The organism is Veillonella dispar (genome assembly GCF_937975875.1).
Classification (GTDB): Bacteria; Bacillota; Negativicutes; order Veillonellales; family Veillonellaceae; genus Veillonella; species Veillonella dispar_B.
Genome location: NZ_CALJSP010000014.1, coordinates 40,951 through 56,572 on the forward strand (window position 1 = coordinate 40,951; position 15,622 = coordinate 56,572).

The 15,622-nt window shown below is 39.1% G+C and carries 3 protein-coding genes; all 3 read left to right on the forward strand.

Annotation, left to right across the window (positions count from 1 at the left end):
• Window positions 1–381 precede the first annotated feature (381 nt).
• Entirely contained in the window at window positions 382–8,127 is a 7,746-nt protein-coding gene (locus Q7P05_RS00625; protein WP_303930031.1) for an ESPR-type extended signal peptide-containing protein, read from the forward strand.
• 164 nt (window positions 8,128–8,291) lie between these two features.
• The gene (locus Q7P05_RS00630) at window positions 8,292–9,080 is read left to right on the forward strand and encodes a hypothetical protein (RefSeq protein WP_005384742.1); all 789 of its coding nucleotides are present in this window, start codon (window positions 8,292–8,294) and stop codon (window positions 9,078–9,080) included.
• Between the two features lie 790 nt (window positions 9,081–9,870).
• Window positions 9,871–15,622 (forward strand): ESPR-type extended signal peptide-containing protein (locus tag Q7P05_RS00635; protein WP_303930032.1); only part of this gene is annotated, 5,752 nt, incomplete at its 3' end.

The window sequence follows — 15,622 nt, forward strand, 5'->3', positions numbered from 1 at the left end:
ATTAATCGTTTATTTATAACTTACATTAATATTGTTATCGAAAAAACTAGTACTGCATAGAGAAAAATAGATTATATTTTATAAAATACGTATAAAACGCCGAAAAAATGAGTAAAAAAACACTCATATATTAAATTTTGTTTAACAAAATAAAGGTTCTAACAACAAACTTTGCTGTTTATGATAAAAACATGAAGAAAACTATTTACAACATTTTCGATATATGATATTCTGTTCATGACACAAAATGAAAGAAATATGAAAGATACTCAGAAAGGCGTAAAGGTATGGGAAATTTAGGCTTTTCCTTCTTTTGTATTTATAATGATTTAATTATAAGGATTGTAATTGTGTCTAGTTAAGAAAGGGGTTCATAGTAATATGAATAAAATCTTTAAAGTTGTTTGGAGCAAAACTAAAGAGTGCTACGTAGTAGTTTCCGAAGTTGCAAAAAACAATGGTGGTAAGAAAAAAGCTCTTGCTAGCGTATTAGCTGGTTTAGCTATGGTAGCTGCTACAGCAGGTACACCTGTACAAGCTAGTGTAGGTTTGGGGGGCAGTGCCATTAACATTACACCTGATGGTACATTGAATGGTAGTAACCAAACATCTAAAAACTCCGTAGTTGTAGGTTACCAAAATAATGCTGCTGGTGGCCCAGCTGACGAAAGTGGCAAGATCATCTATGGTGCTGCAAATACTGCAAATAGAGAATCCTCTTTAGCACTTGGTAATCAAAATAAGGCTATTAATAAATCTGCAAGTGCAATCGGTGTTGGCAATACAGCATCTGGTGAAGCATCTGTAGCAATGGGTAACTCCAGTACAGCATCTGGTGACCGTTCTATCGCGATCGGTTCTGGCGCAAATGCTACTGAAGGCGCTGCTGTGGCAATCGGTCGTCAAGCTGAAGCAACAGCTTCCAGTGCTGTGTCTGTAGGTTACTTAAGTAAAGCTAAAAAGAATGTTGCTGTAGCACTTGGTGTTAATAATAATGTAGATGGTGAACAATCTACAGCCGTAGGTTCTAGTAATACAATTGCAACTGATGCTAACCAAGCAACTGTAATTGGTCGTACAAACAAAATTAATAGAGCAGGTTCCTTTGCTGGTGGTTTTTCCAATGTTACTAACGGTGAACGTAACGTAGCAGTTGGTAGTGAAAATACTACTACAGGAGAAGATAGTATTGGTATTGGTACTAAAGTAATTGCTGGTACAGGTAAAACAATTGCTATTGGTAGTGTAGCAAGTGATGCTGGTAAATATTTACAAACAATTGCACGTGGTAACGATACTGTAAATCCTGCAACAGGTCAGGTAAATAATGTATTTGCACTAGCTATTGGTAACGGTGCTCAAGCAGATGGTAAAGCTAAAAGTGCATCTGGTATGATTGCAATCGGTCAAGAAGTAAAGGCTGATAATAATAATACAATTGCAATTGGTGTTAAAACTGAAGCAACTGGTAATAATGGTACAGCTGTAGGTAGTTACGCTAAATCTATTGGTACCTCCAGTGCTGCATTCGGTACACAAGCTGTTGCTAATGGTTTAGGCGCTACTGCATTCGGTCCTGGTGCAAGTGCTGGTGATGGTTCTACTGAAGCAGATGGTTCTACTGCTGTAGGCCGTAAATCTACTGTAACTGCTGCAGGCGGTACTGGTATTGGTTGGGCTACAACTGTAAGTGCTAAAGATGCTACTGCAATCGGCCATAGTGCTACTGCATCTATCGCTGGCGGTGTTGCTCTAGGTTCTGATTCTGTAACAACTACAGATAAAGGTATAAAAGGTTACAACCCAGCGGATAGCCGTACTAATAAATATAGTGATCAAGCTGGTGCAATTGGTACATCTACATTAGCTGCAGTTTCCGTAGGTAATGGTACAACTGCAACTCGTCAAATCACTGGTGTTGCAGCAGGTACTGCTGACACTGATGCAGTTAACGTAGCTCAATTGAAAAACGTTAATTTAAAATATGCTGGTGACACTGGTAATAGCGACGTATTGTTGAAAGACGGTACATTGAATGTTAAAGGTGATGACAAATTCATCTCCACATCTGCTGATGCAAATGGTGTAAAAATCACTGCTAAAGTAGGTGAAAATATTACTACTAATGCTGATGGTAAAGCAGTAGCTCCTACTACAAACGGCATTGCTACTACTGACAATGTAACTCAAGCGATCAACAACTCTGGTTGGAAAGTAACTTCCGCTAACAACGGTGGTACTACAAACGGTACAACTTCTGAAAAAGTGAGCCCTGGCGACACTGTTACTTTCAGCGCTGGTAAAAACATTGTATTAGACCAAGCTGGTAAACAATTCACATACTCCTTGAACAAGGACGTTGACTTGACTAAAGATGGTTCTTTAACAATTGGTGATACTAAAGTTAACAACGATGGCTTAACAATCACTGGTGGTCCATCTGTTACAAAAACTGGTATCGATGCTGGTAATAAAAACATTACTAATGTAAAAGCTGGTGTAAACGATACTGATGCAGTTAACGTAAAACAATTAAAAGACGCTAAAACTAAACTTGTAGATGGTAAAAATACTACTGTTGAAGGTGATGGCTCCACAGCTACTCCTTACAAAGTTAATGTAGAAGGTGACTTGAAAGGTATTACATCCATTTCCAATGCTGACGGTGGTCCTAAAATGACAATTGGTGGCAACTCCATCAACATCACTGGTGGCCCACTTAACATGGGTGGTAGCAAAATCACTAATGTAGCTCCTGGTACAGATGATACTGATGCAGTTAACGTAAAACAATTAAAAGCTGCTAAGACAGAAGTTAAAGCTGGTGCAGGCGTAACTGTAGCTAAATCTCAAGGTGCTGAAGGTCAAGATATCTACACAGTAAGCTCCACTGGTGCTACTGGTAACACTGATCCTTCTAAAGTTGAAGCTGGTAAAAACACTACTGTAACAGGTGATGGTACAGCAGCTACTCCTTACAAAGTAAATGTAGAAGGTGACTTAACAGATATCTCTTCCATTACAAATGGTAACGGTTCTGGTAAAATCTCCTTCGCTGGTGATCAAGTTGTAAAAGTTGAAGGCGACAACCCTATTTCCTTAGATGGTAAAGGTGGCTATGTAACTGGCTTACAAAATAAAGATTGGGATATTACTAACCCAACGTTTGTTTCTGGTCGTGCAGCAACTGAAGACCAATTGAAAAAAGTAAGCGATGGCTTCAACAACACAGTTAAATTGGCTGGTAACACTGGCAACACAGATACTCAAAAATTGAGCCAAGCTGGTGGTTTAAGCTTCGGTGTAGTTGGTGCTAACAACGGTCAATACATCAAAACAACTGCTTCTGGTACAGATGTAGTAGCTGATTTGTCCGATGACGCAAAAGCTAAATTAAACCACAAAGTAGAAGTAGCTTCTGGTTCTAGCAATGTAACAGTAACTACAGATACAACTGATCCTAATAAAACAATTTATAAAGTAGCTGTAGCTAATTCTTCTACACCTGGTGGTGCTTCCTCTACTGAAAGTGTAGTTAAAAAAGCTGACGCAGCTGGCGACACTAACATTGCTGACGTTACAGTAGCTGGTGGTAAAAATACTAATGATCCAGATGCTCAATACGAAGTTAATGTTTCCCGTAATGCAGTTAAAGATGCAGCACGTGAAGCAGTAACAGTTAACAACGGTGGTACAACTACTGGTGGCAACTACACAGCTGATGCAAATAACCCTATCTCTGTAACACCTAAAGAAGATGCAGCTAACCATAACACTACATATGAAGTAACATTCGATGGTGAAAAAGCAGCTAAACAAATTCCTTTGACATACAAAGCTAATGGTACTGGTGACCAAACAGTTAAATTGGACAAAGGTCTAAACTTCACTAACGGTTCCAACACAACAGCTTCCGTAGCTGCTGATGGCGTAGTTAAATACGATTTGAACAAAGACGTTGATTTGACTAACGGTGGTTCCTTAACAATTGGTGATACAGTAATGAACAATGGTGGTTTAACTATCACTGGTGGTCCATCTGTTACTAAAACTGGTATTGATGCTGGTAGTAAGAAAATTACTAACCTAGCTCCTGCTACTGATGGTACAGACGCTGTTAACTACGATCAATTGAAAGCAGCTCGCACAGTTGTTACTTCTAAAGATAATTCTGTAACAATCAACAAAACAGAAAATGGCGATCAAGTAACATATGACTTACATGTAAATGCAGCTGCTGGCACAGCATCTACTTGGAACTTGAAATCTGGTGCAGTTTCTACTACAGAAGGTACACATTCTGGTGACACAGATCAAAACATTGCAGACGGTAAATCCGTTACAATGCAAGCTGGTAAAAACTTAACTGTTAAACAAACTAACGACGGTAACGGTAATACAGAAGTTGCATACGCTCTTGATAAAGAACTTAAAGATCTTACAAGCGTAACTACTGAAAAAGTAACAACTAAAGAAATCGGCTTACAAGATCCAACTGGTAAAACTACAACAATCAAGAACGATGGCGACCGTATTACATACACTAAAGACGGTGATACTAAAGTTCATGAAGTAGCTACTCTTGAAGATGAAAAACACATCAAACCAGGTAGCTATGCTGTAGACAATAAAGGCAACGTAACAATGACTTACGTTGACGGTAAAGGTCAAGATGTACCAAATGATAAAGTAGAGCTTACTGGTATTGCTAAACAAGATCTTTCCAACATCACTGATGCAGGTAAGAAAGTAATTACTGGTCTTGGTTCTAAAGTTGAAGCTGGTGACAACGTAACTGTTACTGATACAACTGATGCAACTACAGGTCAAAAAACTTACACTGTAAATGCTAAATTAGCGAAAATTGAAGACGGTAAAAACACTAAGAAATCTGGTACTGGTACAGACGCTGATCCATACAAAATTAACGTTGAAGGTGACTTAGCTGATATCAACTCCATCACAAATGGCGCTGGTTCTGGTAAACTCACATTCGGTCCTAACGAAACAGTAACAGTTGGTGGTACTAACCCTATCACATTGAACGCTAAAACTGGCAATATCGGTGGTTTGACTAATAAAACATTCGATCCTAACAATATCGTATCTGGTCAAGCAGCTACAGAAGATCAATTGAAATCTGTACATGATACATTGAAAGCTTCTGAATTGCATATCGCTCCTACAGCAGTTAAAGCTGGTAGCACTGAAGCTAAAGGCGGTGTAGCTAACGGTACTGAAAACGTATACAAATACGATGCAGCTACTAAGAAAGTTACATTAACTTACAATGATGGCAACGGTAAAGCAGTAACTGATACTAAAGCAGTTATCGACTTCTCCGACTTGAACATCCCAGCTCCTGCAGCAGCTTACAGCTTCAAAACTAATGCAGCTGGTAACGTTGACGGTACTTCTACAGAAACAGAAGTAGCAAGTGGTAAAACTGTAAACTTCGGTGCAGGTAAAAACTTGACTGTAAAACAAGAAATCGGTACAGATGGTAGCCACACTTACACTTATGCATTGAACAAAGACTTAACTAACTTGGATAAAGTAGTTGTTAATGGTAAAGATGGTAAAGACGGTGAAGATGGTGTATCCATTACTGGTCCTACTGGTGCAGCAGGTACAGATGGTAACAACGGTAAAGTTGGTATCACTGGTAAAGATGGTAAAGATGCAGTATCTATCTCCGGTAAAGATGGCGTAGGTCACATTGGCTTGACTGGCCCTGCTGGTAAAGATGGTAAAAATGTAACTGCTGATATTACTGTTAAAGAAGGTAAAGCTGGTGTAGACGGTAAAGACGGTGTTGATGGTATCACTCGTATCTTCTACAACGATAAAGATGGCAACGAACATCAAGTAGCAACTCACGATGATGGCATGAAGTTTGCTGGTGACGACGGTCAAACTGATCCAACTAAAGTTATTAAGAAACATCTTAACAACGTAGTAGATATCGTTGGTGGTGCTGATAAAGACAAATTGACTGATAACAACATCGGTGTAAATAACGACAATGGCAAATTGAAAGTTCAATTGTCTAAAGACCTTGATCTTACTAAAGATGGTTCCGTAAAAATTGGCGATACTAAGATTGATAATGACGGTATGACTATCACTGGTGGTCCATCTGTTAAGAAAGACGGCATCAATGCTGGCGATAAGAAAATCACAGGCGTTAAAGCTGGTGAAGACGATACAGATGCTGTAAACGTTAAACAATTGAAAGATAACGCTACAACTGTTAAATCTTCCGATAACTCTATATCTGTAACAGACACTAACACTGATCCTGCTAAAGGTCATGCTTATGACATCAAGATCAATAACCAAGGTGTTGTAAACAACGCTCAAATTCCAGTAGTATACACTAAAGAAGATGGTACTAAAGTTTACAAACAACCAAATGGTACTTTCACAACAAATGTTGATGGTACTGGCGACGTAGTTCCAGCAAACGAAGTTATAGCATCCATGAATAATGCTGCTAACTCTTCTACTGATCCTACTAAGTTACAAAACGTTGGCTCCTCTATTGCTGATAAAACTGGCGATACTTACTTAGATAAGATTAACAATGCTGCTGCTGATCCTCATGCTAAGACTGGTGCTGTAAACGTATCCGACCTTAAAGAAACTGCTGATGCAATCGGCAACAAAGGTTTGAACTTCGGTACACAATCTACTGGTGCTAATAGTGAAATCCATAAAAACTTGGGTGAAAAACTTGAAATCGTAGGTGAAGGCACTAAAGCTGATGACAACTACAGCGCATCCAACATCAAAACTATGACTAAAGATGGTAAAGTTGTAATCGGTCTTGATAAAGATCTTAACGGCTTGAACTCCATTGGCGTTCCTGGTAAAGATGGCGTAGCTGGTAAAGATGGTGTATCCATCTCCGGTAAAGATGGTGCTAACGGTATCGACGGCAAAGTTTCCATCGGTAAAGATGGTAAAGATGCTGTATCCATCGCTGGTAAAGACGGTGTAGGTCACATTGGCTTGACTGGTCCTCAAGGTCCTGCTGGTGCAGATGGTACTGGTGTAGATATCTCTACAGATCACGGTTCCAAAACTCTTGTTAAACCAGAAGCTAACAATGGCGATAAATCTGAACGTATCGTATACGTACCAAAAGATAAAGATGGCAACCCATTGAAAGATACTGATGGTAACCCAATCAAACGTGAAGTAGCAACTATGGATGATGGTTTGAGATTCACAGGTAACAACACTGGCACTGAAAACAAACATGCGTTGAATACGCTTGTTAAAGTTCAAGGTGAAGGTGTGACTGCGGCTCAATCCACTGCATTCCAATCCGCTGCTGGTAACATCAACGTAGTAGCTGATGGTAACGATACTTTAACTGTTAAATTGAACAAAGACCTTAAAGGTATCAACTCCATCAAGAATAGCGACAATGGTCCTGCATTGAACTTCAACGCTGGTGACCTTTCCGTAACTGGTGGTAACCTCAACATGGGTGGTAACAAAATTACTAACCTTGGTAAAGGTACTAACGATACAGATGCGGTTAACTTGAAACAATTGAAAGATTCCCGTACAATCGTTAAATCCACTGATGGTACTGTAGGTGTTCAAGAATCTGAAACTACAGATGGTGCAAAAGTATACGACTTGACTACTGGTGCAAGCCCTCGTTTCGATGAATTGACAGACGAAATCGGCCGTACTGGTGCACAAGGTGCAGCTCTTGCAGCATTGAAACCTATCCAATACGATCCATTAGAACCAACTCAAATCATGGCTGGTTATGGTAACTACCGTGGTAACTCCGCTATTGCAATGGGCGTTGCTCACTACAAAAATGAGTCCACAATGATGCATGCAGGCTTAGCTTGGGCAGGTGGTTCCCGTCACATGATGGCAAATGCTGGTGTAACTTGGAAAGTTGGCAACCGTGATAGCGAAGCTGCTGTAGCAGATCGTTACCGCAAAGGCCCTATCAGCTCTGCTTATGCAATGCAACAAGAAATGGCTTCCGTTAAAGCACAAAACGCTGGATTAAAAACAGAAGTATCTGATTTGAAAGCTGAAAACGAACAAATGAAAGCTCAAATTGCTGCTATGATGGCAAAACTTGGTATGTAATCATTTGTGAGTGTAAGAACTGAATGAACAAAGGAAGGTATGCGCTACCTAGCGTAGCGCTTACCTCTCCCTATTGTTTATGAAAATAATGCTTTTAAATATGAACGTGAAACGCGTGAGAGATACTTTCACCATAATCTAACGATAGAAAAGAGGAATATAGAATGAAAAAATCTACATTACTTGCTTGTGCAGCGGCTCTTGTTATTTCTACAGGCGTTGTAGGTGCACAATCCGCTCCAACATATGACGATAACCTAATTTTACGTAACCCAGTATCTGCTCCAGCATTGGGCAATGTAGTATTGGTTCCAGTGGCTAGTCCACAAACAGTGTCTGCTGTTCATGACTATGTAAAAGCTTGGCAAAATGCGGAGATCAACATCGCAAAAGCTAAAGTGAAATACGAAAACCATGAGCGTATGACTAAAGCTGAGAAAAAATGGTTACATTCCTATGACAAACACAACTATGCTGACTACTTCCGTACACATTCCATCGGTCGTGTACATGGTCAAGAAGTGTTCTTGAACTGGAATGGTGAAAACCGTAATAAAAACGAATACGAATACTTTGAAATGCCTAAATACAATAAAGAAGATGGCTTCACTAACAGCTATGGTTACAATGTATTGCGTGGCATGACAGATCGTATTAACGAAATCATCCAAAAACAAAAAGAAGTTGGCGGTCCTATGACTGACGATGAAGCACAAGCATTAGAAGATGCTATTTTGGATGTAATGGCTAAAGACCAAGAAAACGTTTCTAACGAAGAACTTCGTCACTACATGAACGAAACAATCTGGTTCGCAGCTAAACAAACTGTAAAAAATAAAGCTAGTGAAGAACCTACTGTTCAAGATGAACACACTGTAGATCTTCGTGAAGCGATCAATCGTCCAGCTAACCAAGAAACTAAAAAAGTAGACTTGCGCGCTGCGATTCAATAATAAGGTTTGTAAACTTAACAATAAATCATTAACACACTGAGAGCTCGGCATAAACGATATACAATGAATTAGGAAGATGATGTGTGACGCACAGTGTATATAATGAACAATTACATATGGCCCTCATACGGCGATTGTTTGAGGGCCTTGATGTACCCTGGCCCCCGACTAGGGCACACAATCCTTATGCAAAACGACGCCATCCGAAAGGATGGCGTTGTTTTTTTGTGTTTATGGATTGTTTTCTATACGTATATGACTCTATAATATGACTCTATAATATGACTCTATAATTGTGCAAATATAAACAATTATAAAATAATAGACTGATTATATTAACTACCTTTTTCTACACGTTTATGAAGAAACGCTTTTTTGCTGTATTTAAACTTCATCTAATTTAGAATGTTTATATATCTAAGATGAAGATGATCTTGTATAAGATATTCAAATATAATGTAAATATAAACTAGATTGATCCGTTTTATAGTCTTATATATATAATGTATTATATTATATATAAAACCATTATAAAGAAAAGCCTTGTTTTATGCGGATGTGGAGATATTTTCTCATATCTAGAAAATTCGGTTTATTTTGTTTAGAAATATAAAATTTATTTTAATTATTTTGGGAATTTCTATTTACAATTAGTTTATAAATTGTTATCATATTAATATCTTAATGAATAGTATGTGAACGTGTGTCATAAACCATTCATGAAACAAAAAATGTATGAATAAGGCATTTAGTGTTTTCTTTATAAGAGAGAAAGGGGTTCATAGTTTCTATGAATAAGGTTTTTAAAGTCGTTTATAGCAAATCTAAAGGCTGCTACGTAGTAGTACCTGAAACTGCTAAAAATAATAACGGCAAGAAAAAAGTATTAGCTAGCGTATTGGCTGGCTTGGCACTTGTTGGTGGTGCAGTTGCTGGTAACCCAGCTCACGCAATAGTTAGCTCCGATGGCAGTATTAATACAGAAGGTAGCCGAATTGATATTCATGCTAATGCTAAACCTGCTAACAGTGTTGGCGTTAATTCTATCGTTGTAGGTTACCAAAATAGAACTGATAATGAAGATGGTACTACGGCTCTTGGTGCAAATAACCAAGCTTATGGTAATTCTGGTTTAGCTGTTGGTAATCAAAACGAATCTAGCGGCGGTGCTTCCACTGCTATTGGTGCTGGCAACAGAGCAGCTGGTGCGGCAACGGTAGCTATTGGTAACGTAAGTAATGCTAATGCACAAAGTGCCATTGCAATCGGTTCCTATAACAACGTTGACTACACAAAAGGTACTTGGCAAACAGCACCTAAAAATGCAGGTGCATACTCTACAGTAGTTGGTAACTATTCTAGTGCAACTGGTAGAGAATCTGCTGCTATGGGTGTATATTCCAATTCTGCTGGTCCTGGATCTTTTGCCGCTGGTTACAAAGAAAATGCATTGGGTCAAAACTCCGTTGCGATTGGTTCTGAAAATACATCCCATGTAGCAGACACAATTACATTAGGTCAATCTAATAATGCTAAAACAATGGGTGGTATCTCCATCGGTAAAAATAACTTAACTGACTCCACAAATGGTGGTGCAAATGATCCTGAAACTCGTAATGAAAACTCCCAAATCGCTATTGGCCGAGACAATACTGCAACTCACTTAGATACAATTGCTATCGGTCGAGATACACATGCTACTGGATCTGGTGCAACAGCATTAGGTGCTCGTGCTGATGCATCTGGTAATAACTCCATTGCTATCGGTCAAAGTGGTAAAACTTCTGATCGTGTTATAGCATCTGGTGTAAATGCTATTGCTATTGGTATGCAATCTCAAGCATCTGGTGAATCTGCTATTGCTGAAGGCCCAGCTTCTCGTGCAGGCGGTAAATATGGTGTTGCATTAGGTCGTAAATCTAAAGCAAATGCTGAAGCTACAATAGCTTTAGGTAATGAAACTGAAGCTAACATTGCTAACGGTGTAGCTCTTGGTTCCTCTTCTGTTACAACAACAGATAAAGGCGTTCTTGGCTACAATCCATCTGATTTACATACTCGTAAATATACTAACTTACAAGGTAATGTACAAACAGCTACTACAGCTGCTGTATCCATCGGTAATGGTAAAACATTGACTCGTCAATTGACAGGTCTTGCTGCTGGTACTGCAGACACTGATGCTGTTAACGTAGCTCAATTGAAAAACGTTGGTGTTGCTGTAACTGGTAACACTGGTTCTAGTGACTTCTTGACTGACGGCGGTAAATTGAACGTTCGTGGTGAAGGTCGTGTATCTGTAGCTGCTAGCGATGATGGTGGTAAGGATTCCAAATTAACTTTGAAATTCGATGACACTAACTTGGTAAAAGCTGGTAGAAATGTAACTGTTGATACATCTGTGAAAGACGGTAAAACTACTTACACAATCAACGCTGCTGATACTGCTGCTAAATATGACTTCTTAACAAATGCTAAAGCTAACGGTGGTAAATTAGATGGTACTGCTACAGCAACTAAAGTTGAAAGCGGTCAAACTGTTAACTATGCAGCTGGTAAGAACTTAACAGTTAAACAAGACATTAACCAATCCATTGGTGAACAAACATATACATACTCTTTGAATAGCGATCTTGGTGGCATTACTTCCATTACTAACAATGGTGGCCCTACAATGCACTTTGGTGGTGACAACATCAGCATCACTGGTGGTAACCTAGATCTTGGTGGTAACAATATTACTAACCTTAAATCTGGTGGCGATGTAATTAATAATGCTGCTAATATTGGCGATGTTGTTCGTATTTCTAAAGCGAATGACTTGCACGTGGCTCCTACAGCAGGCACAAACAATAACGTAGCTGAATATACTGTAGACGCTAACAAAAAAGTTACATTAACATACCAAGATGGTAATGGTAAAACTGTAAATGGCCCTAAAGCAGTTATCGACTTGAGCGGTTTGAAAACTGGCGATATGAGCTCCTTCAACGTTAAATCTTCTGCTACAGAAGGTAAGGTTGCACAAGGTTCCGCTGGCGTTCAAGAAATCAAAGACGGTAAAACTGTTGAAATGCAAGCCGGCAAAAACATGACCATCAAACAAACCAACAAAGATGGTAATGCACAAGTTGAATTTGCATTAAATAAAAATGTTGATTTGACTCCAGATGGTTCTTTAAAAATCGGTGATACAAACATTACAGATAATGGTTTGACTATCAATGGTGGCCCTTCCATTACAAAAACTGGTATCAACGCTGGCGATTTGAATATTACAAATGTAAAAGCTGGTGTAAACGATAATGATGCTGTTAATGTTAGCCAATTGAAGCAAGTTCGTGCTGACGAACGTCATATCAAACCAGGTGAATACGCAGTAGATAATAACGGCAAAGTAACTATGACTTACCTTGATGGTAACAACAAAGACGTTCCTAACGAAACTGCTGTTATCACAGGTATTGCTAAACAAGATCTTTCCAACATCAACAATGGTGGTAAGACTGTAATTAAAAACCTTGCTAAAGAAGCTATCGACATGGAAAACGGTAAGAACACAACTGCTTCTCACCGTGACGTAAATGGCGTTAAAACTTTCAAAGTAGACGTTGAAGGTGATTTAACTGACATTACATCCATCACAAACAAAGATGGCGACGGCAAAGTTGTATTCGGTGGTAACCAAACTGTAAACGTAGCAGGCGATCACAACATTAACTTGAATGCTAAAGTTGGTGATATCACTGGTTTAACTAACGTAACTTTGGATGCTCCTGACTTCGCTAAAAAAGGTCGTGCTGCTACTGAAGAACAATTGAAAATTGTAAATAACGGTTTCAATAACACAGTTGGTTTGACTGGTAACACAGGCGCTACTGATCTTCAAAAATTGAACAAACAAGGCGGCTTGAGCTTCGGCGTTGTAGGTGCTAACAATGGTGAGTACATTAAAACAACTGCTTCTGGTTCCAATGTAGTAGCTGACTTGTCCGACAACGCTAAAAATAAATTGAACAGCACTGTTGTAGTAGAAGGTAAAAATGCTGCGAAAGTAACAAGCAATGTAATTCAAAATGCAGATGGCAGCACAAAAACTGTATATACTGTAGATGTTAACAACGTAAAACCTACTGCAGCTTCTACTGAAAAAGTACAAGCTAAAGCAGATGTAGCTGGTTCTAGCGACAAAAACATCGCTAAAGTTGCACCTAAAGCTGGTGAAAACTTCGGTGATGCAGGCGCAACTTACGAAGTAAACGTATCCCGTAACGACGTAAAAGACGCAGCTCGTGAAGCAGTAACTGTAAATACTACAAACACAACTAACAACCCTATCACTGTTACACCTGTACAAGATGAAGCAAATCATAACACTACATACCAAGTAACATTCGATGGCAACAAAGCTGCTAAACAAATTCCTTTGACTTACAAAGCGAATGGCACAAACGAACAAAAAGTTACATTGGATAAAGGTTTGAACTTCACAAATGGTAAAAACACAACAGCTTCTGTAGATGCTGAAGGCGTTGTTAAATACGATGTGAATAAAGATTTAGTTAATATCAATTCCATTTCCAATACTACAAATGGTCCAAAAATGGAATTTGGTCCTAACTCCATTAACATCACAAATGGCCCTATCAACATGGGTGACCAAAACATCACTAACCTTAAATCTGGTGGCGATGTAAATAACAATGCAGCTAACATTGGCGATGTAAAACGTATTTCTAAAGCTAACGACTTGCACATTGCTCCAACATCCTCTGATCGTCAAGGTGAAACTACTACATCTTACGCTTACGATGCAGCAAGCAAATCCGTAACATTGAAATATAATGATGGTAACGGTGCTAACCAAGCTGGTACAGTTGCGAAAATCGACTTGTCCGGTTTGGCTGATCAAATCAAAGACGGTTACTCCTTCTCCACTGACGCTAAAGGCAATGTAGTTGGTAACCACGCTGTTACAGCTGTTGGCAATGGTAAAACTGTTTCCTATGCTGCAGGCGATAACTTGACTGTAAAACAAAATATCGATGCTGCAACTGGCGAACATACTTACACATATGCATTGTCCAACAACATCGACTTGACTCCAAATGGTTCCTTAAAAATTGGCGACACTATTCTTAATAATGGTGGCTTAACAATTACAGGTGGCCCATCCGTAACTAAAACTGGTATCAACGCTGGTAACTTGAACATTACTAATGTGAAAGCTGGTGTAAACGATACTGATGCAGTTAACGTTAAACAGTTGAAAGATTCCCGTACAGTAGTAACTTCCAACGATAACTCCGTAACAGTTAATAAAACTGAAAACGGCAACCAAGTTACTTATGACTTGCATGTAGCTCCAGGTGCTGCACAATCCGTATGGAATGTGAAATCCACTGGTAATACAACTGCTGACTCCGCAACAACTGCAAAAACTATTACTGATGGTAAAACAGTTGAAATGGCAGCAGGTAAAAACTTGACTGTAAAACAATCTAACACTGAAGATGGCGCTAAAGTTGAATTCGGTTTAGCTGGTGACTTGACTAACATCAAGACTATTAAAAACGAAGGCCCTGCTACTTTCACAATCGGCGGCAACGAATTCAAATTCGATGGCGGTAATGTGAATATGGGCGACAACAACATCACTAACCTTAAATCTGGTGGTGATGTGATCAATAACGCAGCTAACATTGGCGATGTTAAACGTATCTCCAAAGCTAACGACATTCATATCAAAGACAAAACATATACAGTGAACGCTGATAAAACAGTTACATTGGAATATGTTGATGGCAATGATAATGCAGTGAACAAAACAGCTAAGATCGACTTGAGCAACTTGCCTACAGGCGACAAAGCTGCTGTTGAAAGTGTAGTTAAAAAATCTGCTGCAGCAGGCGACACTAACATCGCTGACATTACTGTGGCTGACGGCAAACAAACTGGTGATGCAAACGCTAAATACGAAGTAAATGTTTCCCGTAATGCTGTAAAAGATGCAGCTCGTGAAGCAGTGACTGTTAACAATGCAAACAATAGCAATAACCCAATCACTGTTACACCTGTACAAGACGAAGCAAATCACAACACAACTTACCAAGTAACATTCGATGGCGATAAAGCTGCTAAACAAATTCCTTTGACATACAAAGCGAACGGCTCTAACGACCAAAAAGTTACATTGGATAAAGGTTTGAACTTCACAAATGGTTCCAACACAACAGCTTCCGTAGCTGCTGATGGCGTAGTTAAATACGATCTTAACAACAACGTAAACTTGACTCCATCTGGTTCCTTAACTATTGGTGATACTGTTGTTAACAACGGTGGTTTGACTATCTCTGGTGGTCCATCTGTTCTTAAAACTGGTATCAACGCTGGTAACTTGAACATTACTAATGTGAAAGCAGGCGTAAACGATACTGATGCAGTTAACGTAAAACAATTGAAAGATGCTCGTACAGTAGTAACTTCTAACGATAACTCCGTAACAGTTAATAAAACTGAAAACGGCAACCAAGTTACTTATG

Bases quoted from the DNA above. Each gene is read 5' to 3' on its own strand.
- Q7P05_RS00625 (WP_303930031.1), top strand. From the start codon at position 382: ATGAATAAAATCTTTAAAGTTGTTTGGAGCAAAACTAAAGAGTGCTAC.
- Q7P05_RS00630 (WP_005384742.1), top strand. From the start codon at position 8,292: ATGAAAAAATCTACATTACTTGCTTGTGCAGCGGCTCTTGTTATTTCT.